This is a genomic window from Marinobacter sediminicola (assembly GCF_031157525.1).
In the GTDB taxonomy this organism is placed as follows: domain Bacteria; phylum Pseudomonadota; class Gammaproteobacteria; order Pseudomonadales; family Oleiphilaceae; genus Marinobacter; species Marinobacter sediminicola.
Genome location: NZ_JAVIXR010000005.1, coordinates 64,273 through 89,208, shown reverse-complemented (window position 1 = coordinate 89,208; position 24,936 = coordinate 64,273). Strand labels below are relative to the sequence as shown.

Below are 24,936 nucleotides of genomic sequence, written 5' to 3'. Positions count from 1 at the left end.
CACATTAGTGCTTCAGTGCAGGAAAAGAACCGAGCCCTTATAACGAAAAAAAGGCAGCCGAAGCTGCCTTTTTGGCGGTTACTACTCTATCCGAGTGGGATTAGAGAGGAGTAACGTTTTCCGCCTGAGGACCTTTCTGGCCCTGGGTAACGGTGAACTCAACTTGCTGGCCTTCAGCCAGAGTCTTGAAACCGCCGCCCTGAATTGCGCTGTAGTGAACAAAAACGTCCGGGCCGCCTTCACGAGTGATAAAGCCAAAGCCTTTAGCTTCGTTGAAGAACTTAACAGTACCGGTAGTAGTAGACATACTTAAACTTCCTGAAATCAATCATATTAACTGCTGCCATTCACTGAATGTGGCTGGTCAGCGTTGTACGGAAATACAGAACTCGCGGAATCAAAAACAGGACGGTCACTACTAACTGCGGAGTACGTCTTATTCATGAAATGCTTTGCTGAATCTTTCCTTCCAAAACACTCTACTACTGAATCACCAACTTGCCAAGTAGATTTAAAATAAATCCACTAGGTAGTCATACCCATTTAGCCTTTCATTAGACTAAAGGTGTAAATACCCAATGCAGTCATGAGTATAGAGCCAATTACATGGGCGAGAATCCCGGTTATGGCCATTGCCCATTTGCCATCCTGGATAGCGGAAACCATTTCCAGTGAAAAGGTAGAAAATGTTGTCAGTGCGCCACACAAGCCGGTGATAGCAAACAGGCGCCACTCAGGCGCCAGTGTGCTGGCATGACTGAAATAGCCAATGAGCAAGCCAACCAGCCAGCCGCCGCCGAGGTTGGCTGCGAGGGTGCCATAGGGAATCGCGTGGTAACTGGTGTTCAACCACAGCCCCAGCAACCAACGCAGGTTGGCGCCAACAACGGCGCCAACACTCACGGCCAAAAAAGACAGCCACATATTAGCGGCCTGCCCCGTTACGCTGGGTTGTGATCAATCACCGTATCCTTGTTGCGGGCAAACTCATCAAACGGGAAGTCGTCCACGGTGAGCATGTCGTACACCACGGCTTCGTACTCATCCATGAACCTGGCTTCTTCTTTGGTGAAAATGCCTGCCTCTAACGCAGCGTCAAAACGCTGCTCCGGATGCAAAGCCGTCATTGGCAGTTCGCCTTTAGCGTATGCCTTGGTGGCTTTGCGATAGAGCTGCTCAGCTTTGTCATAATCTTTCAGCAAACCGTTGTAGCGCGCCACCGGATTCTCCACTGAGCCTTCGCCATCTGTGGTCCAGGTGCCCGCAAGCAGCTTGTGGCGGATAGGCGTATCGGTGGATATAAACCGCGCGATTTTGCGGGCAAGGTCATCATGGGGGTTACCCCAGCGCCGGCCCAGGGGCAGAGTGACCCCTCGCAGAACCAAAGCGACTGCACGATTTGGCAGGTTTTGCAGGAAGCCGTCCAACGCTTCTTCTGTGCGATGTAGCAATAAGCCAAGGCTGTACTGCATGACCTCTTTCTCACCTTCTACAGGCTGGGTTTCATGCCAGTTCTTGAGCACCATGGAGGCGAGATACAGATTCGACAGCATGTCACCGAGGCGCGCTGAGATCAGCTCGCGCATTTTCAGCTCGCTGCCAAGGGTGGTCATGGCTGCGTCCGAGCACAGGCCAAAGGCTGCGCTGAAGCGGGCAACTGCCTGCGCATATTTGCGGCTTGCGCTGTCAAAAGGCACGTCTGCACGGCCGATACTCAGTGCCTGGGTAAAGGCTCTTGCGGCGTTACCAAAAATCAGGCCCGCGTGGCCAAAGAAGGCGTCGTCAAATGCGTTGATGTCGTCATTATCCTTGGCCGCCAATTCTTTAAGTACATAGGGATGGCAGCGGATAGCGCCCTGGCCAAAGATCATCAGGCTGCGTGTCATGATATTCGCGCCTTCCACCGTAATGGAAACCGGTGAACCGCTATAGCCTATGCCCAGATAGTTACGGGGCCCCAGAGTCACCGTTTTCCCACCGTGAACATCCATGGCATCAGCCAGAATGCCGCGCTGGAATTCAGTCAGGTGATACTTGAGAATCGCCGAGGGCACGGCCGGCTTCTCGCCCTTGTCGATCATGTTGGCCGTGTGATTAACCGCCGCCTGGGAAATATAGGTTTTGGCAGCAATACGAGCCAGAGGCTCCTGCACGCCTTCCATATCGGCCACTGGCGTATTGAACTGGCGGCGAATGCGGGTGAAACCACCGGCAGTACCAACAGCATAGGCCGCCGTGCCTGCAGCACCGGAAGGCAAGGTGATGCAACGACCAACCGAGAGGCATTCAACCAGCATGCGCCAACCTTGGCCGGCCATATCCAGACCACCAATAATGTAGTCCAGGGGTATGAACACATCCTTGCCAATGATTGGACCGTTCAGGAAAGGACTTCCTATCGGGCAATGGCGACGACCAATCTCCATACCTTTGGTATCGCGGGGGATCAGCGCGCAGGTAATGCCATAATCCTTGGTCTCACCCACCAGCCCATCCGGGTCAAACATACGGAACGCCAAGCCCACAACCGTTGCGATGGGTGCAAGTGTGATCCAACGCTTTTCAAAATTCAGTCTTATGCCAATAACTTCCTTGCCGTCTATCTCCTGCTTACACACGGTGCCGACATCCGGCAATGAGGTGGCATCAGAGCCTGCACGAGTGCCGGTAAGGCCAAAACAGGGAATTTCCCGGCCATCCGCCAGACGCGGCAAATAGTGTTCTTTCTGCTCTTCCGTACCGTATTTGAGCAGCAACTCGCCCGGCCCAAGAGAGTTGGGCACGCCGACGGTAACCATGAGCATTTCATTGGCCGCAATTTTTTGCAGCACGGCAGTCTGGGCTTTCGCGGAAAAGCCGAGTCCACCATATTCTTTGGGGATGATCATTCCGAAGAACTTCTCTTTCTTGAGAAAGTCCCACAACTCTTTTGGAAGGTCCGCTCGCTCTACTGCAATGTCCCACGCATTACACATGGACACTGCCTGAACGCACTGGTTATCCACAAACGCCTGCTCTTCTTCACTCAGGCCAGTGTGGCGATTGATCAACAGGTTGTGCCAATCCGGCCGCCCGGTAAACAGCTCACCATCCCAACCAACCGTACCTGCTTCAAGCGCCACTTTTTCGGTATCAGATACTTTGGGGGCAACTTTCTTGAAAATGGCAAAAATGCGTGGTGTGAGCCAGCCCTGACGAAGACCGGGCAGACCCGCCGCTGCGGTAACTGCAGCACCGATAAATAGAATCAGCGCCAGCCATCCAGATGCAAAGATCATCGACAGAACACCAACCACTACCATTACGCCAATGGCAGGCTTGGCACCGGATTCACGCCGCATGACAATCAGCAGGCCTGTCAGCGCTGCTATCAACAGAATCAAAGTCATCATAGGGTCTCTCTGTCATCCATGGGTCAATTTACAAAATGTTACGTCAAGGATATCGCAAAAAACAGCCTCACGCTGTGACGATAACCCGGATCCCTTCCAGAGCCAGACTGGCATGCCCAATGGCTTCTCGCGCAGCACCCAGCTGGTTGCGGAAATAATCAATTTCCTCGTCCCGGATAGCCGGGTTCACTTTTTTCAATGCTTCCAGCCTGCGAATCTCCGGCTCAAAGTTTGCAGCCAGCTGTTCCAGCGCCTTTTGCTTCATTGGCTCCAGATGCGGAGCAGACAGGCGCTCCACGTGATCCACCATAGTCTCTACCTGGGGCCGGATCTGCGGCACAATCGCCTGGGCGGTGCGCCGGCGAATGTTGGAGCACAGATCGTTCAGGCGATCATGGGGCAGCGCGGCGGAAAGCTCCTTTCCGTTCACGTCCACCAGCAGCCGCAATGGCGAAACCGGGAGGTAGCGGGTCAACTGCAGGGCTTCCGGCGCCGGGCAGTGCACGGTAAACAGCGCTTCCATCAGCAAGGTACCCGGTGGCAACGCCTTCACCGACAGACTGGCCAAAGCCGCCTTGCCCAAGCCGGAACTGGTCACTGAGTCCATCACGCCAGTCACCATGGGGTGTTCCCAGCTCATGAAGGCGATGTCTTCGCGCTCAAGAGCGTGCTGTCGACTCCAGGTAACGGTTACACCATCTTCGGGCAACTCCGCAACATGGCCGGCCTGATACTGCTCCCCGGGGCGCAGAATATCCGCATGATCAGAATGATCTTCGATATCCACCCCGAGAATATCGAAGGCTTCGATCATGTAATCACGCACCTCAGCTGAACCTTCTTCCTCCTCAATTCCCGCAATCAGAGCATCAGCGATATCGCGGCGGCAGGAGTTAAGCTCGATCAGCGCATCGCGACCATTTTGCAGCAGTGTTTTTAAACGGCCAGTCTCGGCAGCCGAGGCTTCAACCAGGCCATCCAGCACCGACAGATCGCCTTCAATGGCACTCGTCCATTGCCCGCCAACCTTCTCTTGCACCGCAACACCGACGGCGCAACTTTCAGAGAACGCGTTCAGGCCTTCCTGGAACCAGCGGTACTGAACCTCTTGCGAGGTGCCCTGAAGGTAAGGGATATGAATGTCGATGGTTTCGGTTTGCCCAATACGATCCAAGCGCCCGATGCGTTGCTCGAGCAAGTCCGGGTTTGCTGGCAAATCAAACAGTACAAGGTGGTGAGCAAACTGGAAGTTGCGGCCTTCGCTGCCAATCTCCGAACAGATCAGCGCCTGGGCACCTTGTTCGTTATCAGCAAAGTAGGCAGCCGCACGATCACGCTCCACCAGGCTCAAATGCTCATGAAATGCCGCACTGCGAATACCGGCGCGAAGCTGAAGATAATGCTCCAGCGCCATAGCGGTTTCGGCCAGAGCGCAGATAACCACAACCTTGGCTGGCCGTAAGCTCGCCAGTTTTTTCTCCAGCCAGGCAACCCTGGGATCATCCGCCAGCCACAACTCTTCTGGCACGGATTGCTCCGGGGCCAGGCCGGGGTAACCGAACTCTTGCCCCAGATACATTTCGGGGCACTCAAGAGGAACTGCATTGGCCCGCCGCTCAGGAAACCCCTGAATGGCTGCGCGAGTATTACGGAAAAGCACCCGCCCGGTGCCATGGCGATCCAGCAGCGCATCTATAACAGCCTGCCGTGGTGAATCCCCCGCCAACAGCTGCGTCAGCTCATCACCTAGCCAGGCCTGCAATGCTTTGCGGTCATCCTCATGAATGTCTGAACTCTCATCCTGCAAGCGCCGCACTACGCCGTTAATCGCCTCGTACTGCAGCTCTTCGTCCTGAAACGCCTGCAAATCATGAAAACGTGCCGGGTCGAGCAGCCTCAACCGGGCAAAGTGACTGGCCACTCCCACCTGTTCCGGCGTCGCAGTCAGCAACAGAAGGCCTTCGCTGATTGCTGAAAGCTCCTCCACCAACTGGTATTCCGGGCTAACATCGTCTGGGCTCCACGCCAGATGGTGGGCCTCGTCCACAACCATTAGATCCCAGTCTGCTTTCAGCACATCTGCCCGAGCCTTCTCGCTGTTCACAAGAAAATCGAGGCTACACAGAACCAACTGGTCACTTTCAAAGGGGTTAACAGATGAGTCGCCGCCAAAGATATGATCCATCAAGGCGTCCACATCATCTTCCGAGTCTTTCAGGGCGTCGTAGCGGCTCTGGTCAACAATGGAGAAGCGCAGATTGAAGCGCCGGAGCATTTCCACCAGCCACTGATGAATCAACGAATCCGGTACCACGATCAGGGCCCGCCGAGCCCGGCCCGTCTGCAACTGATAATGCAGAATAAGGCCCGCCTCAATGGTTTTACCCAGGCCAACCTCGTCTGCCAGAAGCACTCGCGGCGCGTGGCGTTTGGCGACTTCGTGGGCGATATAAATCTGGTGCTGCAAATGCTGTGTGCGAGCGCCAATCAGCCCCCGGGCGGGAGACGCCCGCAATCGATCCATGTGCTGCAGTGTGGCGAAGCGCAGGCGGAAAGCGCCATTGCGGTCAAATTGGCCCGCAAACAGGCGTTGATGGGGCGCAGAGAAATTGACAGAGCCGGCAAGTTTCACCTCAGAGATCTGTTCCAGATCTGCCTCAGGCTGCTCGTCACCCTCCGCCAACGGCTCCCCGTGGTACAAAAGCACACCACCGAGATCCTCGACCGCCCGCACCAGATACCTGGAGCCATCGAAGGTCTCGATTTCCTCACCAAGCTGATACACGATGCGGGAAAGCGGCGCGTTATCAATTGCATAGGTGCGTTCTTCGTCGGCCGCAGGAAAACCCAGGGTAATCCGACGGCCAGAAATGTCTGTTACTATTCCCAGCCCGAGCGCTGTATCGCTGTGGCTGACCCAACGCTGGCCAATAGCAAGTTCCGATGCGTCCAAAAAACCTCCAAACTCTTTAATGTCGTGTTGCGCCGTTTTCGCGCACCCAATAAGCAGTCGCCCCGCAAACAGCGGCAGGAACCACAATAAGATTCAAAACAGGCACCATGGCGGCCAAAGCCACGGGCAGCCCGAAACCCAAGGCAGACAAACGGGTATTGGCAAGCAGCTGGCGCAAGGCCTTGAAACTCACTTTGTGGTTGTCTGCGGGGTAATCCACATACTGCAACGCCATCATCCAGCTGTTGAACAGAAACCAGAGCACCGCCGCAACCAGATTGACCACCGGGATCAAGCCAATGATGAACAGCCCAATAGCCCGTGGCAGGTAATAGACAATTTTTTGTACTTCCCGCCAGAGCGCTCGGGGGATGTCTTTTATGATGGCCGCCCAGCCATCATCAGTGCTGACTTCCTGGCCGGTGAGGTGCTTCTCCGTGAGTTCTGCCAGATAACCGTAGAAAGGCGAGCCAATCAGGTTGGCGATTATCACAAAGCCGTATGCCAGCATGAGCAGGATCACAGCGCCGTACAAAATCCAGAACAGCCAGTCGAGCGCCTGCAGCCAGGCCCAGTCAGGCAGCCAGCTCATGGCAGTCGCAATCAAAGCGCCGAAAAGTTCGCCCAGAAAATAGAACAACAATCCGAAGAGAAAAATGTTGATAACAAGCGGAATGACGACAAATAGCCGCAAACCAGGCTGGCGAATCAGGTGAAAGCCCTCACCCAGATAGCCCAGTCCACGAAAAAAATTACCTCTGAGCATCGCCGAATGGCCCTCCGCTTCAATGACAGTGACGGGGCGCAAAGCATATCATGTTGAAAACCTTCACACAGCCAGAGAACTCTGACGGATTTCACCAATGGGAACACTGAAACATCAACTGACAAGCCTGCTGAACTTCCGGCCGCTGTGGCGCTTTGCCTTGCTGCTGTCGGTCATTGCTATTGGCTTTCTGGCAACCACAAGCAACAGTTACCCGATCCCCTCAGCCCCCAGCGACAAAGTGAACCACTTGATCGCATTTGTTGAACTCACGCTGGTTACGCGGTTAGCCTGGCCGGAGCTCCGCGCCATCTGGTTCGCACCGGCGTTGCTGGCTTTTGGGCTGGGCATAGAAGCTGTTCAAGCCCTTCTTCCCTACCGGGACTTCTCGCTGGCAGACGTGGCCGCTGACGGCGCAGGAATACTGATTGGCCTCCTACCCTGGCCCGGACTCCCCTCAAGCAACAAAAGAGATTTGAGAAATTCGCCCAAGTCAGTGTGAGATATATCGCACAAACGTGTGCGATCTTGCAGCAATTGCTCGTGCGCACCCACTACAGCCATCACCGGGAATTAGTTAACACACTGATATGATTACGCTTCAGTAATCTCTTTGGGAAAACTCCAGACACAAGCGTGCACAGCTCACACATTTCCACACTCATCCATTGGTATAGTGGCTTCGTCAAGGATGACAAGGATAAGGACGACGCACTGGATGCACCCCGGCAAGGAATGCAGGGAGAAGCAGGGATACAGGGATACCTGGCTTAAGGGATAACTATTCGGATCGCTGGCTCGGACGCCGGCACCACGGAGTGGCAAAAGGATTCGCAACACGGTTGTTGCACTCAGCGCAAGGATGCGCCGACCTGTTCCGGTAAAGGGCAGCCTCAGGGCTGCCCTTTTTTTTCACGGATTTTCTACACATCCGCTATACTGCCGCCTCATTCTGGCAAGCGATTGAGCCCTGAAATGCCAAGCAGACCCGATACCGAAAACTACCTCTCACTGTTCCTGAACAACACGCCTCTGATGGATGTCCGGGCACCGGTAGAGTTTGCCAGGGGCAGCTTCCCTGGCGCTGTAAACGCACCGCTGATGAATGATGAAGAGCGGCACCGGGTAGGCATCTGCTACAAGGAAAAAGGACAGGATGAAGCCATTCGGCTCGGCCACCAACTGGTTTCGGGGGATGTTCAAGCTCAGCGCATCGAAACCTGGAAGCGATTTATAGCGAACCATCCGGAAGGTTATCTGTTCTGCTTCCGTGGCGGCTTGAGATCAAGGCTAACCCAGCAGTGGATCAGGGATGCCGGCATTGATTACCCCCTCGTGAAAGGCGGCTATAAAGCCCTACGTCGGTTCCTCATCGACAGCCTCGACGAACTCATCAATTCCGCGGATTTCCGCATCATCAGTGGGCGCACAGGGACCGGCAAAACCCGCGTGCTGCATCAACTTCCCAACCCGGTAGATCTGGAAGGCCTGGCAAACCACAGGGGCTCCAGCTTCGGGCGACAAGTAACGCCGCAGCCATCCCAAATAGACTTTGAAAATCGCCTGGCCGTTGCCATGCTGAGAGCGCGCCACTTGAAGGGTGGCCCGATCTATCTCGAAGACGAAAGTCGCCTGGTTGGTCGCTGCGCACTGCCCGATGCGCTGAAAGAGCGCATGGCCCGCACACCCCTTCTGGTTCTCGAGGAATCGCTGGAAGACCGCACTCGCATTATTCGGGAAGACTATGTAGAAAATATGGCTGCTGACTACATGAGCCGTGATGGCGAGGAAGCCGGCTGGCTGAATTTTCGTGACTACCTTCTGGGCGCTCTTGAACGTATCAGTAAACGGTTGGGAGGCGAACGTCACCGCCAGCTAAAAAACCTTATGGAGCGCGCGCTAACCCAGCAGGAAAGCAATGGTGACCTGGGAGGCCATGATGCCTGGATTCAGCCGCTGCTGCAGGATTACTATGATCCTATGTACGATTACCAGCTCCGGCAGAAACAGGGGAAAATCCTGGCTCGTGGAAACTCCGGCGCCTTGCTCAAGTGGGCTGGAAAAGCGAACCCGGCCTAGATCTTGTGGGCGCGCCCTGCAACCCACATATACCTCTGCGGCTTTGTCTGCTATATAAGGGTTTTAGCCTATCCGGACATGCCGGATTTTTACTATAAAAAGCTGTAAGCATTCATCATCAGGAAACAATAAGGAACCACTATGGAAGAGCTATTCAGCGCGGACGGACGCGCCGCAGAATACATGGATCAGGCCATCGCATTGGTTATGACCTATGCCCCGAAGGTCCTGCTGGCCATTATCACACTGATTGTCGGTATGTGGCTGATCAATCGCTTTGTAAACGTACTGGATGCGAAGCTTGGCAAAAAAGACCCCACCCTGAACAAGTTCCTGTGCGGTCTTATCAGCGCAATTCTGAAGATCCTCCTGCTCGTCTCTGTCGCCTCCATGGTCGGCATTGCGACCACTTCTTTTGTTGCGATTATTGGTGCTGCCGGCCTGGCTGTTGGCTTCGCGCTGCAAGGTAGTCTGGGCAACTTTGCGGGCGGCGTGCTGATCCTGCTGTTCAAGCCTTTCAAAGTAGGTGACGCGATCGAAGCACAAGGGTTTCTCGGCTCAGTGCGCGAAATCACCATTCTCTACACGATTATCGACACCTTCGATAACCGCCGTGTAGTGATCCCCAACGGCCAGCTATCGAACTCCAGCCTGACCAACATGAGCGTCTATGAAACACGTCGCTGCGATATGTCCTTTGGCATTGGCTACAGCGATGACATCGACAAGGCAAGAGACATTATTCTGCGACTGATCTCTGAAGACGAGCGTGCCTTGAAAGACCCGGAGCCGCTCATCGTTGTTGGCAGCCTGGGCGATAGCTCAGTCAATCTGACCGTGCGCGCCTGGACCAAGGCCGGCGACCTGTGGCCATTCAACTGGGCCATGCAGGAGGCTGTGAAGAAAGCGTTTGATGCCGAAGGTATCTCCATCCCCTTCCCACAGCGCGACGTACATCTGTACAAAAGCGAGTGACGTAGCAATTCGTATCGCATAGATACAACCCGTTACTCGCATTCGGCACAACCTCAGCTAAGCTGACGATTAATGACGGGGCCTGATGGCCCCGTCAGAACGTCGTCGGAGTGGAGCCCATATCAAACCACTCCGGGTTGCTGTCCATGCTGGTAGGAAGCTGTCACTATGCCGATTCAGCAGTTAAAAGAATTTCTGGATGGGGCAAATGTTGAATACATGTGCCTCACCCACCCCCCCGCGTTTACCGCTCAGCAACTGGCTCACCACGTAAAAATTGCGGGTGACAAGGTTGTCAAAACCGTCATTATCGAACTCGATGGAAAAATGGCCATGCTGGTCATGCCGGCAACCTGGCGCGTGCGCTGGGAAAGCCTTTCCCGCATTCTGGATACGGACTTTGTAGACCTTGCCGACGAGCAGGAATTTCAGGATCGCTTCCCGGATTGTGAAGTTGGCGCCATGCCACCCTTCGGCAGTTTGTTCGGGATGACGGTGTATTGTGCTGAGCCGCTGACAGAACAGCCGGAACTCGCCTTTGCCGCAGGCAGCCATACCGAAACCCTGCACATGAAAACCCGGGATTTCCTGAACCTGGTACAGCCTATCGTGCTAAACCGGGGTTTTATCAAGCCCGGTGCCCAGAAGCCTGCCTGGCTTAAAAAGAGCCGGCGCCAGCCAGGAGAACCCTCCGAGCACTTGGTCTCGGGCATGATAGGTTGATGGAGCTTTCGTAACCGGCTTGATCCCGGTCGCTTGTCTGTTCTTTGCCATCGCGTAAACTGTGGGGCATCAGACAGGAACCCGATATGACTCAAGCTTTTGATATTGTGATTGTCGGTGCCGGCATGGTCGGCGCCGCACTTGCCACTGGCCTCGGGCGAGAGGGCTTTAGCGTCGCGATGGTTGATCGCGCCCCTGCCCCCGGTTTCGACCCTGATTCGGCCCCCGATATCCGCGTGTCAGCTCTCAGCGCAGGCAGTGAACGCTATCTGCAAAGCCTGGGCGCCTGGGACCATATCCTCAACATGCGCGCCACACCCTATCGTCGACTCGCAGTGTGGGATGAAACCCGGCACCCGTTGAGCAACCTTCTCCCGCGAACATCCAACCAGGTGGAGTTTGATGCGAACGGGTTGAACACCTCTCACCTTGGTCATATTGTGGAAAACTCAGTTACCCAGCAGGGCCTTTGGCAGGCTGCGGAAGCTGAATCCTCAGTCACCATGCTCGCCGGCAATGGCGTTACTGGCATTACCAAAACAGGCGAGCAGGCCATCGTTGCGCTTGAGAACGGAGCGCAGCTGAGCGCCACACTGGTTATTGGTGCAGATGGCGCACAATCCCGGGTGCGGGATATGGCAGGCATTGGCGTTACACGGAATCAGTATGGCCAGCAGGCCATGATCATTTCCGTTCGCTATCAGGGGCCGGTGCAAGACATTACCTGGCAGGGGTTTTATCCCTCAGGGCCCAGAGCCTTCTTGCCACTTTACGCCGCCGGCTCTGATCACCCGGGTGAAAGCCGTGCGTCGCTGGTATGGTACGACTCCCCTGAGGAAATCGTCCGGCTGAAAAGCCTCAGCAGTGAGGCACTGATGGCGGAAATACAGCAGGCTTTCCCGGCAGAGCTGCCACAGCTGACTCATATTGAAGATCGCGCCAGCTTTCCCATCGCCCGCCAGCACGCGAAGCACTACTCGGCGGGGCGCATTGTGCTTGTGGGGGATGCTGCCCATACCATCAACCCCTTGGCGGGACAGGGCGTGAATCTTGGATTTCAGGATGCCCAGTGCCTGCAATCTATTCTGAAAGAAGCACGGAGAGCTGGCAGGGATCTGGCCGACGCCTCGGTATTGGCCAACTACGAGGCACAACGGCGCCCGGCGAACCGGCGCATGATGTATGCCATGGATGCCTTCTATCATCTGTTCAGCAACCAGATTCCGCCCGTTCATCTGCTCCGCAATCTGGGGTTGGGCGCCGCTCGCGCCCTGCCCTTTGCCCGTAATCAGGTGGCGCGCTATGCCATGGGCATAGACGATGAGTTGCCGGCGGTTATTCGGCAACTCACAGCCCGCTTACCTGGGCTGAACCAGCTTTAAATGCTCAAATCACAACGTGACCTACATAGAGTGACGACAATAAAAGGAAGCCAAAATGTCTGAAACCCTTTTTACCAAAATCATCAATCGCGAAATCCCGGCGGATATCGTCTATGAAGACGACATCAGCCTGGCATTTCGGGATATCAACCCGCAGGCGCCAGTGCACCTGCTGATTATCCCGAAAAAACTGATCGCGACCATTAACGACATCGAAGAGATGGATCGCGAACTGGTTGGCCACCTGTACTGGGTAGCCGCCAAGCTCGCAAAAGAGATGGGCTTTGCCGAAGACGGCTATCGCACCGTGATGAACTGCGGCGAAAACTCCGGCCAGACGGTGTTTCATATTCACCTGCACTTACTGGCAGGAAAACCTCTGGGCTGGCCGCCTTATACCGACAAAATGAAGCAGGCCTGAGCAGTCCAGGCCTGGCTAAAGTGGGGCTTAACGCCCCACTACCCGCTCCGCCTCTTCCATGGGTGAATGGCGCACGTCTTCGCCTTTGACCATGAAAATCACGTTCTCGGCAATGTTGCAGGCGTGATCCCCCACCCGCTCCAGCGACCGAAGTACCCACATCACTGACATGCACCGTGAGATGTTACGGGGGTCTTCCATCATGAAGGTCAGCAAGGTGCGGGCCGCAGCCTGGTATTCCTCGTCCACCCGTTTGTCTTCTTTCATGACGCGCAGTGCCTGCTCAGAATCCAGGCGTGCAAACGCATCCAGTGAATCGTGAAGCATGGTAATTACATGGGCACTAATATGGCGCACCTCCACATAGCCCTGTGGCGACTGGCCTTCATCCAGGAGTTTGATGGCAAATTTGGCGATTTTCTTGGCTTCATCTCCTACCCGCTCCAGATCTGCAACCATTCTGATCACCGAAATCACCAGCCTCAGATCGCGAGCTGTCGGCTGGCGGCGGGCAATGATCAGCATCGCCTCTTCGTCGATATCCATCTCCATGCGATCGACCAACTTGTCTTTAGCCCGTATCTCTTCCGCAGTGTGGCCATCGCCATCAATGAGTGCCTTAACAGCACTGTCGATCTGGGTTTCCACCAAACCACCCATTTTCAGGAATCGGGTTTGCAGGGCCAGCAACTCATCATTGAATCGATTGGAGATATGATCTCCGTATACGTCATCTTTTTTCGTAGGCATTGTGACTCTCCCTTGTTCTTTAAACTCTGGATCAGCCAAACCGGCCAGTGATGTAGGATTCCGTCAACTCATGTTCCGGCATGGTAAAGACCTTGCTGGTGTCGTTTACTTCCACAAGGTGGCCTAAATGGAAGTAGGCGGTACGGTTGGAAACGCGCGCAGCCTGCTGCATGGAGTGGGTCACGATCACTATGGTGTAGCTTTCGGACAACTCGGCAATCAGTTCTTCAATGCGCGCGGTTGCAATCGGGTCCAGCGCCGAACAAGGTTCATCCATCAACACCACTTCCGGGCTGACCGCTATGGCTCTGGCAATACACAGGCGCTGCTGCTGTCCGCCGGACATGCCGGTTGCCATGGCATCAAGGCGGTCTTTAACCTCATTCCACAAGCCAGCCTTACGCAGGCTGTTTTCCACTACGTCGTCCAAGTCAGACTTGCGATTGGCCAGGCCATGAATGCGGGGCCCGTAGGCGACGTTATCGTAAATAGACTTGGGGAAGGGGTTGGGCTTCTGGAATACCATACCCACCCGGGCACGCAACTCCACCACATCCCGTTTGGGGTCGTAGATGTCCTGGCCGTCCAAGAGCAAAGAGCCCTTGATCTGGCAGCTCTCGATACTGTCGTTCATCCGGTTCAGGCAGCGCAAGAAGGTGGACTTACCGCAGCCGGAAGGCCCGATAAACGCAATAACTTCGTTGCGGGCGATATCCAGGCTGATGTTTTTAATGGCCGGCGATTCGCCATAGAACACTTCCACATTCCGCAGATGAAATTTGGGGTCGTCGGAGAAGGGAATGCCAACGGTTTTGCCTTCTTCAATCGTGGTTTCTGCTGGGCTCATACTAATACTCATAAGTGTTGTCTCTTTACCAACGGCGCTCAAGGCGTTTACGCAGCCAGATGGCGAACGCGTTCATGGTGATCAGGAAGGCGAGCAGTACCATAATGCCGGCGGAGGCCAGCTCCACGAATCCCTGTTCTGCACTGCCGGCCCAGATGAAGATTTGTACGGGCAACACGGTGGCGGAACTGAAGAAGCCATCCGGTATCTCCACAATAAACGCCACCATGCCAATCAACAGTAGAGGTGCCGTCTCACCCAAGGCTTGCGCCATACCAATGATGGAGCCGGTCAGCATGCCGGGCATGGCAAGGGGCAGAACGTGGTGCAACACCACCTGCATTTTTGACGCGCCTATGCCTTCGGCTGCCTCCCGAATCGACGGGGGCACACTCTTTATGGCTGCACGGCTCGAAATAATGATGGTGGGCAGGGTCATCAGCGCCAGCACCAAGCCACCCACCACGGGCACCGAGCGGGGCATACCGAACAGGCCGATGAATACCGCCAGCCCCAGCAACCCGAAGATGATGGAGGGCACGGCTGCCAGGTTATTGATGTTGACCTCAATAAAGTCCGTCAGGCGGTTGCTGGGTGCAAACTCTTCCAGATAAATCGCCGCTGCCACACCCACCGGGAAGGCAATGACCAGGGTGATACCCATAGTCAGCAAGGAGCCGATCAAAGCACCGAGAATGCCGGCGTTAGAGGGTTCCCGTGAATCGCCATTGGTGAAAAACACATCGTTAAACCCGGTATCGATCACGCCTTTTCTGAGTAGTTCATCTGTCCAGCGTTGTTGCTGTTCGCTCAATCGAATGGAGTACCCGGCGTCGCCGGCATGCTTCACATAAACGGACACCGTATCGTGGGCCGGGAACTCAATGGTTCGGGTAGTGCCCAGCCAATCCGGATTCTCCTTCAGCAAGTCGCGAACCTGGTTACTGGCATAGCTGCCGGTCATGCGGCTGAGCTCCCGCATATCCGCCCGGCTGGTAGCCTCCGGGAAATATTCCTGCATGGCCTTGATGATGGGCGCCTGAAAGTCCGCCATGGCGATCTGTTCCGGATCTGCGGCATCGTTCAGGTACATCAGTTCGCCGTCCAGATTCACCTCAAGGGTCACGGTGGTTTTGATAAAACCGGTGTATCCCTTGCTGATAATGTCGGTAAACAGAATCACCAGCGAGAAAAGCGCAATGGAGATGGCCGTGATGCCATAAAGGCGGAACCGGCGCTCCTTGCGATAGCGGCGCTTGAGCGAACGGCGGATCAGCTCCGCCTGCGAGCCTTCACGCTCCGCGTGTGAACCTGGCTTAGTCATATTGTTCCCTGTATTTACGCACGACTTTCAGTGCGATCACGTTCAGCAGAAGCGTTACGATGAAGAGCATCATGCCCAGTGCGAAGGCAGCCAGCGTCTTGGCGCTATCGAACTCCTGGTCACCGGTCAGCAGGGTGACAATCTGAACTGTCACCGTAGTCACTGAATCCAGAGGGTTGGCCGTCAGATTCGCAGCCAGGCCAGCGGCCATCACCACAATCATGGTTTCACCAATGGCACGGGAAGCGGCCAACAATATGCCGCCCATAATGCCGGGCAGCGCCGCCGGGAAAATCACGTTTTTCATTGTTTCGGACTGAGTGGCACCCAGCGCCAGGGATCCATCGCGAAGGCTGCGCGGCACTGCGTTGATCACGTCATCAGATAGCGAAGACACGAAGGGGATGATCATAATGCCCATCACCAAGCCCGCGGCCAAAGCGCTCTGGGAAGAGGCTTCAAGGCCAAGCATCAGGGCCAGATCACGGATGAAAGGCGCTACAGTGAGCGCCGCAAAAAAGCCATAAACGACGGTGGGCACCCCCGCCAACATTTCCAGCAATGGCTTTACCACCGAGCGCATCCTTGGGCTGGCGTATTCTGAAAGATAAACCGCAGACAGCAGGCCCACCGGCACGGCGATCAGCATGGCAATGGCGGAAATCATCAGGGTGCCGGTGAAGAGCGGAATAACGCCGAAGGCACCCTCTGAACCTACCTGATCCGCCCGCAACGCAGTTTGTGGGCTCCAGTTGGTGCCAAACAGAAACTCGCTCATCGGCACCTTGCCAAAGAAGCGGACAGTTTCAAAAATAACGGAAAAAACAATGCCGATGGTGGTCAGAATCGCCACAGCGGCACACACAAAGAACAGGCGCTGAAGCGTGCGCTCCACGCTCTTGCGTGCATTAATAGTCGGAGCTACGCGTGTCCAGGCGAAGGTGCCGCCAAGAACCGCAATCAAAACAACCAAAAGACTTTTGAAGCGACTGCTTTGCTCTCGCAACTCTTGCAGCAACACGGCCGCACTGGAAATGCCATCGGGCACCATAGCAGGATTCAGCTTACCTGCCGCCAGGTTACTGATCTGGGAAAGTGTCAGGCTGGCGTGCCCTGCAGATTGCGGCGTCAACTCTGCCGGCAGGGAAGCCATCACGATGTTCTGAATAACCTTGCCTTCAAAAGCGGCCCAGGCACCCAGGATGATCAGGGCTGGTATCGCACACCAAAGCGCAGCCCTGGCGGCATAGTATGCCGGCAGGGCCTTGAGGTTACGTATGCCCCCCAGGGGCGCTGCCACAGCCCGGGAACGCATATAAGCGGACCCGTAAGCTACTGCGGCAAGCACCAGAACCAGGGGCAATAAATCAGCCGTCTGCATTAAAGCTCATCACCTGTCATTGGTTTGAGTTCCCGAACGGCTTTCGCGGTTTCCATGCGAACGTTGCGGGGGTTAGGGATCAGCCCCACATCCACCAGGTAACCGTTATCGCCCCAGGCGCCTTCAGTGGTGAATTCCTGCGCATACTCCGCAATGCCTGGAACCACACCTGCGTGGGCATTTTTGATATAGAAGAACAGAGAGCGGGCAACCGGGTACTCCTCATCTGCAATGGTGTCTGGTGTTGGCGCCACTCCGTTGATGGTTGTTGCCTGAATTTCACCGCTGTTTTCCATCAGGAAGCTGTAGCCGAAGATACCAAGGGTGTCTTTGTCCTGCACTAGGCGCTGCACGATCAGGTTATCGTTTTCGCCAGCCTCTACGAATGCGCCATCTTCACGCATATTGTGGCAAACACCGCGCATTTCTTTCTTTTCCATGGCCTTGATGAAGCCGTAGGTTTTGCAGCCACCTTCCATCGCAATTTCTACAAAGGCGTCGCGGGTGCCGGAAGTAGGAGGCGGTCCCATCACACGGATGGCCTTACCTGGCAGGCTGGAATCGATATCGCTCCATTTCTCATATGGGTTGGCAACCAGCTTGTCACCGCCTTTTGGATCGGGAACTTCTTTGGCCAACGCCAGGAACACCTGCTGCAGGCTTAGATCCATCTGGTCAGCTTGCTTGGAGTTTGCGATTACAATGCCATCAGCGCCGATTTTCACTTCGGTAATGGCTTCCACGCCATTGCGCTGGCACATTTCGAATTCGCTGGCTTTCATCCGGCGAGAGGCGTTGGTAATGTCCGGGTGCTGAGTGCCAATGCCCGCACAGAACAGTTTGAAACCGCCGCCAGAACCGGTTGACTCCAGCTTGGGTGTAGGAAAACTGGTGTTGCGGCCAAAGCGCTCGGCTACAACCGTGGCAAAAGGATAAACCGTTGAAGAACCCACAACGTTTACGGTGTCACGGGCCAATGCCGGAGCGGAAAGCATGGATAACCCGCCAGTCAGTGCAACGATAGCAATAGCTGTATTCGGTTTAATCACGTTAAATCTCCATCAGTCACTTATATTGTGTACAGCACCGGTTTACTGATGGCTAAAGACTAGAGCTTGTGTGTGACAACTTTGTTACACCTTTTGAAATATTGTACCCAAGCTGCAAATAAGCTTGCAGCCGTGCGGCAGGTCGTTACCATGCTAAGAAAATAATTCCAGAAATCTAATAAAAGGCAGGCTTCATGACGGCGTACGATGACGATAAACCCAAGCCCCGCGGCGACTTGATCCTTCAGATTGTTCCCCTACCACAAGATACCAACGCCAATGGCGACGTATTTGCAGGCTGGCTAGTCAAGCAGATGGATATAGCTGCAGCAACTATGGCTGGCCGTATATCTCTGGGCCGCAATGCCACTGTGGCAATGGATGGAATGGAGTTTCTTTCACCACTGCGAGTGGGTTCGCAGGTGGGCTGTTATTGCGAGTTGGTAGACATCGGCCGCAGCTCCATGAAAATTCACGTGGAAGTGTGGACCCTTGACCGTGCGGCCAAACACCCTCGCAAGGTGACAGAAGGTCGGTTTGTGTACGTTGCGATTGATGAACAAGGTCGGATACGGGAAGTTCCGGAACAGCGCAGCTAACCCGGAAACTCAGGTGCCCTGGGCCATCGCGATTGGCAAGACAGCCAGAGTCTGTAATGATTATCCCATAACGGCCGGCACGGCCTTTTCAAGAAATCAGAGACCCTCAGCTCATGAGCTTCAGGCAGCTATTCCTATTTACAACAGCCCTTTCCCTGATGTCGACATCCGTAGCCGCTGATATCGGCATCACGCCTTTCGTGGGCTACCGCGTGGGCAGTTCTGTCGATATTGAATCCTCCGTGGCCAGCACACAAGATCAAATCAAGTTCAAGGATTCTGCAAGCCAAGGGTTGATTTTGAACTTCGACCTGCCAGAAGCCGGTACGCAGGGCGAACTCTATTTTGGCCGGCAGGATACCTCAGCAAAGCTGGATAACGGTGTCTTTGCACCCGGCACACAGGAAATCGACGTCACCATCTACCAACTGCAATTCGGCGGCCTTTACTTTCCGGGAGGCAAAAGCTACGGCGGTTTTGCCTCTGGCGTACTGGGGTTGACCCGCCTGGAACCAGACAATTCAACCTACGATACCGAACACCGCCTGGCCCTATCCCTTGGCGGTGGTTACCAGTTCCTACTCAACGAGAGTTTGCGCCTGCGGCTTGACCTTCGTGGTGTCTATACAGCCCTCGATTCCGGTGGTTCTGTGCTCTGCTCCGGCGGTTGCGAGCTCACCTACCGCAGCAGTGGCTACCTGCAACTTGAGGCAGGTGCAGGCTTGGTCCTGCGCTTCTGAATCCACCTGCTGTCATGCTCTAGCCACGCGCCTTTCGGGCAGCATCAATGACAACAACGCGGCGGCTGCCAGCAGACCCGATGATATCCACAAGCACGCCTCCAGCCCGTAAACCTGATACACCCAGCCAGACAATATCGTACCCAGCAACCGGCCTGCGGCATTGGACATGTAATAGAAACCCACATCCAGGGATACACCATCACCTCTGGCATAGCTGACAATCAGGTAGCTATGCAGGGAGGAGTTGATGGCAAACAAGATTCCGAACAGCAACAAACCACCGACGACCACAAACTGTGGTGACCAGCCGACCATCAGACCAAAGGCAATCGCTGCGGGAACTAATGCCAGTGCTGCGGCCCAGAATGCGACAGGCTGCTTGCCTTCGCCTGTTCCGGTAATCCGGGGTGCCATGGCCTGGATAAAGCCATAGCCGATGACCCAGGTGGCCATAAAACCGCCAACCTTCCAGAAGTCCCAGCCAAAGACCGTATGCAGATAAACGGGCAGAGCCACAACAAACCACACATCCCGGGCACCAAACAGAAACATACGGGCTGCAGACAGCACGTTAATGGCACGGCTTTTTGAAAGAATCTCCCGGAATTTTGGTTTTGCGGTGCTCTTGCCCAACTCCTGTTTAAGCAAAAACAGACTGGCGAGCCAAACCAACCCGAGCGCCACGGCCATGGCAAGCACCGCGCCGGTGAAGCCCACTGACATCAGCAACACGCCACCCAGAAAAAAACCCACGCCCTTCAGGGTGTTCTTGGACCCCGTCAGGATGGCGACCCATTTATACAAAGTGCCCTGCTGCTCATCTGGCACCAGCAATTTGATTCCACTTTTGGCAGACATTTTGTTCAGGTCTTTGGCAATACCGGACATAGCTTGCGCCGCCATCACCCAGGGCACTGAGAGCATGGTCGCCGGAACAGCCAGCATGGCCAAGGCCGCGATCTGCAGGAACAGCCCGATATTCATGGTGCGATTCAAACCCATGCGAGCGCCCAGATACCCGCCCAACAGATTGGTCACCACCCCGAAGAACTCGTAGAAAACGAATAGCAGGGCGATTTGCAGCGGCGAGTAACCAAGCTGGTGGAAATGCAGCACCACCAGCATGCGCAACGCCCCATCCGTCAGGGTGAAGGCCCAGTAATTACCCGTGATCACTAGGTACTGACGAATGGCGGCATTCATATCAAGCCAGGCCCACCTTGCGTGCCAGTTCAACGGTGCGGTTGGCGTAACCCCACTCGTTGTCATACCAGGCATAGATCTTCACCTGAGTGCCGTTGATCACAAGTGTGGACAAGGCATCGACGATGGACGAGCGCGGGTCTGTTTTGTAATCGATGGATACCAGCGGGCGTTCTTCGTAGCCCAGAATGTCCTTCAATTCACCCTCTGAGGCTTCTTTGAGCAGCCGGTTTACCGCATCGCGATCTGTCGGCGTTTCCACCTCAAACACACAATCCGTCAGAGACGCGTTGGTGAGGGGAACACGCACTGCGTGGCCATCCAAACGTCCTTTAAGGTCCGGGAATATTTCGATAATTGCCGTGGCAGAACCGGTGCTTGTGGGAATCAGCGAACTGCCGCACGCCCGTGCCCGCCGCAGGTCTTTGTGGGGCGCATCAATGATTGTCTGGGTATTGGTCAGGCTGTGGATGGTAGTAATGGAGCCGTGTTTGATACCCAGTTTCTCGTGAATCACTTTCACCACTGGCGCCAAACAGTTAGTGGTGCACGACGCCGCGGTTACAATTCGATCCCTGGCCGGATCAAAAATGTCTTCATTCACACCCACAACAATATTCTTCGCGCCCGCTTCTTTCACCGGCGCGGTGACCACCACCCGTTTTACGCCTTGATCGAGGTAGCCCTGCAGCACCGACACTGTCTTGTGCGCACCGCTGGCTTCGATCACCAGATCGCATCCAGACCAGTCGGTATCGGCAATGGCTTTATTACGAGTGACACGGATGCGCTGGCCATCAATCACCATGTCATCGCCATCAGCAGCTGCCTCACGGCTCCAGCGGCCATGGATACTGTCGAAGTTCAGCAGATGAGCCAAAGTATGAGCGTCTGCGCCCGGGTCATTAATCGCCACAAATTCCAGTTCAGGCCACTCCCAGGCGGCCCTTAACGCCAAGCGACCAATACGGCCAAACCCGTTAATGCCTACTTTGATTTTACTCATGGTGTTCTCCTTGCGAATTTCGCAGGTGATATATCCAATGAATGTTCAGGGGCACTGCGGTGCCGGGCGCTCGGCCATTGCCTGCAACTTCGCCATAGGCGTTTCGATCAAGGCTTTATTATTTTCCGCCGTTTCATCCAGAACCCGAGCTACCCAGTCCGGCAACTGTGGGTTCACTGAATAGTAAATCCATTGCCCACGACGCTCTGTTTCTACCAGCCCGGCCTCCCGTAATGCGGCAAGGTGGCGACTGACCTTCGGCTGGGACACATCAAAGGCTTCCGTCAGTTCGCACACACACAGCTCTTTCTGCCCCCGAATAAGCAATAAAGCAGCCAGCCGCAACTCGTCGCTCAAGGCCTTGAATACGGTGACCGGGCTAAAGTCTTGGTGCGTCAGCGCAGTTTCCTGATGTGGAACAACGTCTCTATTCATGAAGCTTTCCAATCCTGAATTTTTGGCATATTCGGTTTTCCGTATATGCTTTTTTTGCGATACTAATTATCGAAGATGACAAAGTAAAGACACCCGGATAGCGAGATTATAAATTACACCATGAAGCCGACCGTACCTCCCAACATCGATTCTGAGCTGTTCCAGCCACCGACTGCAGAGCAAGTATTTGGAGCGGCGCCTTCAAACCATGCACCTCGCATCTTGCTGCTCTATGGTTCTCTGCGAGACCGTTCATTCAGCAGGCTCGTGGTGGAAGAGTCCGCCCGTTTACTGGAAGCCATGGGCGCGGAACCCCGCATCTTTAACCCTCGCGGCCTGCCTTTGGCCGATGCCGAAGGTGACTCGCACCCCAAAGTTCAGGAGCTGCGAGAGCTGGCGCAATGGGCTGAAGGCATGGTGTGGTGCTCCCCGGAGCGCCACGGCGCCATGACCGGCATCATGAAAACCCAGATCGACTGGATTCCGCTGTCTATGGGCGCCGTTCGTCCCACTCAGGGCAAGACCCTTGCGGTGATGCAGGTGTGCGGTGGCTCCCAGTCGTTCAATGTGGTGAATCAGTTGCGGGTGCTTGGCCGGTGGATGCGAATGGTGACTATTCCTAACCAGTCGTCCGTAGCCAAAGCCTTTATGGAGTTCGATGACAACGACCGCATGAAGCCGTCCTCCTACTACGATCGCATCGTGGATGTGATGGAAGAACTGGTGAAGTTCACCCTGCTGACTCGCGACCGCAGCGACTACCTGACCAACCGCTATTCCGAGCGCAAGGAAAGCGCTGAAGAGTTATCAAAACGTGTTAACCAACGGTCCATCTGAGGGGTAGTCATGAGCCAAAATAGAGAAGCCGCAAGCACTGCCTCAGAAGGCATGGACCTGTTCGGCCGCTACCTGTCGGTCTGGGTAGCGCTAGCCATTATTGCCGGCGTGGCGCTAGGCCAGCTTGCGCCTGGAATACCCGAAGCCCTGTCCCGCTTCGAATACGCCCAGGTGTCTATCCCTATCGCCATACTGATCTGGGCAATGATCTTTCCGATCATGGCGCAGATCGATTTCGGTGCGATTGTTGGTGTAAGAAAGGAGCCTAAAGGACTGGCGATTACCACCATCGTGAACTGGCTGATCAAACCCTTCACCATGTTCGCCATTGCCTGGTTCTTCCTGATGGTGGTGTTCGAGCCCTGGATTGCTCCGCAATTAGCGAGTGAATACCTGGCGGGCGCCATTTTGCTGGGTGCGGCACCTTGCACTGCGATGGTGTTCGTCTGGAGTTACCTGACCAAAGGCGATGCGGCCTACACACTGGTGCAGGTATCCCTGAACGACATCATTATGCTGTTTGCCTTCGCACCTATTGTGGTTTTCCTGCTGGGCATTTCCGACATTCAGGTGCCCTGGGATACAGTGATTCTGTCGGTTGTGCTGTACATCGTGATCCCGCTGGCTGCCGGCTATCTCACCCGCCGCACATTGATCGCCCGCCGTGGCGAGCAGTGGTACGACGAGGTATTCATGAAGCGGCTGGGGCCTATTACGCCAGCAGCGCTGATTGTCACTCTGGTGTTGCTGTTCGCCTTTCAGGGCGAGGTCATTCTGGAAAACCCGCTGCACATTGCGCTGATTGCCGTACCACTGACCATCCAGACGGTGCTGATTTTCTTCATCGCCTACGGCTGGGCCAGACTGTGGAAGGTTCGCCACTGCATCGCCGCACCCGGCGCCATGATCGGTGCCAGTAATTTCTTTGAACTGGCAGTAGCCGCAGCCATTGCGCTGTTTGGCCTGCAATCCGGGGCAGCATTGGCCACAGTGGTTGGCGTGCTGGTGGAAGTGCCTTTGATGCTGGTTCTGGTGCGTATCGCCAACAATACCCGAGATAAATTCCCGGCTTGACCCCCGCGCAGAGCCCCGGTGACTGGCCGGGGCTAGCTTACAAAGCACAGTGCCGGGGCTCACGACCTGTTCAGCTAACCACCACCCTGCTAATATCCCGCCCATCTTTCTTACCATTGAACCGCAAACCTCTGACCCGAACGGAACCAACAGAATGGATTTTCTCCAGGCTTTTTTCCTTGGCCTTATGCAGGGACTGACCGAATTTCTGCCTATTTCCAGCTCAGCCCACCTGATCCTTGTACCCGCATTTTTTGACTGGGTGGATCAGGGCGTTGCGTTCGACCTTGCGGTTCATGTGGGCACCTTGCTGGCGGTGGTGATTTACTTCCGCACGGACGTGTTCAGCATCGCGCGGGACGGCCTCATGTCCATAGGCCGGCGCCGCGTAGTCGGCCAGGGCGCTCTGGCGTTATATATGGTGATTGGCACAATCCCGGCTGGTCTTGCAGGATTGGCGTTACTGGACATTATCGATAACGAACTGCGTGCGGTAGAAATCATCTTTGCCACCACCCTGTTCTTCGGTCTGCTGCTGGGCGTTGCGGACTGGATGCCAAAGCGCCAACGTTCGATAGACTCTCTGAACTGGAAAGACGCTTTACTGGTAGGTATCGCACAGGCCATCGCCCTTGTACCGGGCACTTCTCGTTCTGGAATTACCATAACTGCTGGTTTGTTCCTGGGCATGAGCCGGGAAACCGCCTCCCGCTTCTCGTTCCTGCTGGCCATTCCCATTACCGCTCTGGCATCTGCAGTTAAGCTTCTGGAAGTAGCGACTTCGGATATTGCCGTGGACTGGAGTGCATTTCTGGTAGGGGGCGTTACATCCTTCGTTATTGCCATTACCGCTATCCACTTCTTCCTGAAATGGCTGAACAAGGTGGGCATGTGGCCTTATGTTATCTACAGAGTCATTCTGGCTGGGGTTATTTACGCGGTGTTGATGTAGGCACTGTGAGGTCTTGCTGAGGCCAGCACCGTGTCCGAAGCAGAT

General features: G+C 55.2%; 24 protein-coding genes. 11 read left to right on the top strand and 13 right to left on the bottom strand.

Features of this window, described 5'->3' with window-relative positions; all coding sequences use genetic code 11:
- Nucleotides 1–100: 100 nt before the first annotated feature.
- From RG807_RS09190 to cysZ, 5 genes are all read right to left on the bottom strand, one after another.
- The gene (locus RG807_RS09190; protein ID WP_200202291.1) at nt 101–307 is read right to left on the bottom strand and encodes a cold-shock protein; all 207 of its coding nucleotides are present in this window, start codon (nt 305–307) and stop codon (nt 101–103) included.
- Nucleotides 308–543: 236 nt separating this feature from the next.
- On the bottom strand, nt 544–924 hold the full coding sequence (gene crcB / locus RG807_RS09185; protein ID WP_309044646.1) for a fluoride efflux transporter CrcB: 381 nt from the start codon (nt 922–924) through the stop codon (nt 544–546).
- Between the two features lie 17 nt (nt 925–941).
- Nucleotides 942–3,392: an acyl-CoA dehydrogenase gene (locus tag RG807_RS09180; protein ID WP_309044645.1), complete on the bottom strand. Its 2,451-nt coding sequence runs from the start codon at nt 3,390–3,392 to the stop codon at nt 942–944.
- Between the two features lie 67 nt (nt 3,393–3,459).
- The gene (rapA, locus tag RG807_RS09175; RefSeq protein ID WP_309044644.1) at nt 3,460–6,345 is read right to left on the bottom strand and encodes an RNA polymerase-associated protein RapA; all 2,886 of its coding nucleotides are present in this window, start codon (nt 6,343–6,345) and stop codon (nt 3,460–3,462) included.
- A gap of 16 nt (nt 6,346–6,361) precedes the next feature.
- Complete coding sequence (cysZ, locus tag RG807_RS09170) at nt 6,362–7,111, bottom strand: sulfate transporter CysZ (RefSeq protein WP_309044643.1); 750 nt, start codon at nt 7,109–7,111, stop codon at nt 6,362–6,364.
- Nucleotides 7,112–7,208: 97 nt separating this feature from the next.
- On the opposite strand from cysZ, the gene RG807_RS09165 reads away from it, so the two are divergent.
- The 6 genes from RG807_RS09165 to RG807_RS09140 all read left to right on the top strand — a co-directional run bounded on the left by RG807_RS09165 (nt 7,209) and on the right by RG807_RS09140 (nt 12,691).
- The gene (locus tag RG807_RS09165) at nt 7,209–7,613 is read left to right on the top strand and encodes a VanZ family protein (RefSeq protein WP_298452247.1); all 405 of its coding nucleotides are present in this window, start codon (nt 7,209–7,211) and stop codon (nt 7,611–7,613) included.
- A gap of 473 nt (nt 7,614–8,086) precedes the next feature.
- Nucleotides 8,087–9,190, top strand: coding sequence for a tRNA 2-selenouridine(34) synthase MnmH (gene mnmH, locus RG807_RS09160; RefSeq protein ID WP_309044642.1), 1,104 nt, complete (start codon nt 8,087–8,089; stop codon nt 9,188–9,190).
- A gap of 141 nt (nt 9,191–9,331) precedes the next feature.
- Nucleotides 9,332–10,165 carry a mechanosensitive ion channel family protein gene (locus RG807_RS09155; protein WP_309044641.1) on the top strand — a complete coding sequence of 278 codons (834 nt, stop codon included), beginning with the start codon at nt 9,332–9,334 and terminating at the stop codon, nt 10,163–10,165.
- 168 nt (nt 10,166–10,333) lie between these two features.
- A complete protein-coding gene (locus RG807_RS09150) occupies nt 10,334–10,888 on the top strand; it encodes an aminoacyl-tRNA deacylase (RefSeq protein ID WP_309044640.1) in 555 nt (184 codons plus the stop codon).
- Between the two features lie 86 nt (nt 10,889–10,974).
- The gene (locus tag RG807_RS09145) at nt 10,975–12,270 is read left to right on the top strand and encodes an FAD-dependent monooxygenase (protein ID WP_309044639.1); all 1,296 of its coding nucleotides are present in this window, start codon (nt 10,975–10,977) and stop codon (nt 12,268–12,270) included.
- A 55-nt stretch (nt 12,271–12,325) separates the two neighbouring features.
- Nucleotides 12,326–12,691, top strand: coding sequence for a histidine triad nucleotide-binding protein (locus RG807_RS09140; RefSeq protein WP_200202300.1), 366 nt, complete (start codon nt 12,326–12,328; stop codon nt 12,689–12,691).
- Between the two features lie 27 nt (nt 12,692–12,718).
- Here the strand turns inward: RG807_RS09140 and phoU are convergent, their stop codons facing one another.
- Genes phoU through RG807_RS09115 form a run of 5 tightly spaced genes read right to left on the bottom strand, consistent with a single transcriptional unit; the run spans nt 12,719 to nt 18,042 of the window.
- On the bottom strand, nt 12,719–13,441 hold the full coding sequence (phoU, locus tag RG807_RS09135) for a phosphate signaling complex protein PhoU (protein WP_309044638.1): 723 nt from the start codon (nt 13,439–13,441) through the stop codon (nt 12,719–12,721).
- 31 nt (nt 13,442–13,472) lie between these two features.
- Nucleotides 13,473–14,288, bottom strand: coding sequence for a phosphate ABC transporter ATP-binding protein PstB (pstB, locus tag RG807_RS09130; protein WP_435404665.1), 816 nt, complete (start codon nt 14,286–14,288; stop codon nt 13,473–13,475).
- Between the two features lie 25 nt (nt 14,289–14,313).
- Entirely contained in the window at nt 14,314–15,612 is a 1,299-nt protein-coding gene (pstA, locus tag RG807_RS09125; RefSeq protein WP_309044636.1) for a phosphate ABC transporter permease PstA, read from the bottom strand.
- Nucleotides 15,605–16,993, bottom strand: a complete 1,389-nt coding sequence (pstC, locus tag RG807_RS09120; RefSeq protein WP_309044635.1) for a phosphate ABC transporter permease subunit PstC — start codon at nt 16,991–16,993, stop codon at nt 15,605–15,607. The genes pstA and pstC overlap by 8 nt, the downstream gene beginning before the upstream one ends.
- A complete protein-coding gene (locus tag RG807_RS09115) occupies nt 16,993–18,042 on the bottom strand; it encodes a substrate-binding domain-containing protein (protein ID WP_435404663.1) in 1,050 nt (349 codons plus the stop codon). Before RG807_RS09115 ends, pstC begins: the two co-directional genes overlap by 1 nt.
- A gap of 194 nt (nt 18,043–18,236) precedes the next feature.
- Between RG807_RS09115 and RG807_RS09110 the strand changes: the two genes are divergently transcribed.
- Both RG807_RS09110 and RG807_RS09105 read left to right on the top strand, forming a co-directional pair.
- Nucleotides 18,237–18,641, top strand: coding sequence for an acyl-CoA thioesterase (locus RG807_RS09110; RefSeq protein ID WP_298452218.1), 405 nt, complete (start codon nt 18,237–18,239; stop codon nt 18,639–18,641).
- 158 nt (nt 18,642–18,799) lie between these two features.
- Nucleotides 18,800–19,381: a porin family protein gene (locus RG807_RS09105; RefSeq protein ID WP_309044634.1), complete on the top strand. Its 582-nt coding sequence runs from the start codon at nt 18,800–18,802 to the stop codon at nt 19,379–19,381.
- Between the two features lie 12 nt (nt 19,382–19,393).
- Here RG807_RS09105 and arsJ read toward each other — a convergent pair whose 3' ends face one another.
- From arsJ to RG807_RS09090, 3 genes are read right to left on the bottom strand one after another with little or no spacing between them, the layout of a single operon-like run.
- Entirely contained in the window at nt 19,394–20,587 is a 1,194-nt protein-coding gene (gene arsJ / locus RG807_RS09100) for an organoarsenical effux MFS transporter ArsJ (RefSeq protein ID WP_309044767.1), read from the bottom strand.
- A gap of 1 nt (nt 20,588) precedes the next feature.
- Nucleotides 20,589–21,593, bottom strand: coding sequence for an ArsJ-associated glyceraldehyde-3-phosphate dehydrogenase (locus RG807_RS09095; RefSeq protein ID WP_309044633.1), 1,005 nt, complete (start codon nt 21,591–21,593; stop codon nt 20,589–20,591).
- 45 nt (nt 21,594–21,638) lie between these two features.
- Entirely contained in the window at nt 21,639–22,028 is a 390-nt protein-coding gene (locus tag RG807_RS09090) for an ArsR/SmtB family transcription factor (RefSeq protein ID WP_309044632.1), read from the bottom strand.
- Nucleotides 22,029–22,148: 120 nt separating this feature from the next.
- Between RG807_RS09090 and arsH the strand changes: the two genes are divergently transcribed.
- The 3 genes from arsH to RG807_RS09075 all read left to right on the top strand — a co-directional run bounded on the left by arsH (nt 22,149) and on the right by RG807_RS09075 (nt 24,891).
- A complete protein-coding gene (arsH, locus tag RG807_RS09085; protein ID WP_309044631.1) occupies nt 22,149–22,865 on the top strand; it encodes an arsenical resistance protein ArsH in 717 nt (238 codons plus the stop codon).
- A 9-nt stretch (nt 22,866–22,874) separates the two neighbouring features.
- Nucleotides 22,875–23,939, top strand: coding sequence for an ACR3 family arsenite efflux transporter (gene arsB, locus RG807_RS09080; protein ID WP_309044630.1), 1,065 nt, complete (start codon nt 22,875–22,877; stop codon nt 23,937–23,939).
- Between the two features lie 154 nt (nt 23,940–24,093).
- A complete protein-coding gene (locus RG807_RS09075; protein ID WP_298452194.1) occupies nt 24,094–24,891 on the top strand; it encodes an undecaprenyl-diphosphate phosphatase in 798 nt (265 codons plus the stop codon).
- The last annotated feature ends 45 nt before the right edge of the window (nt 24,892–24,936 follow it).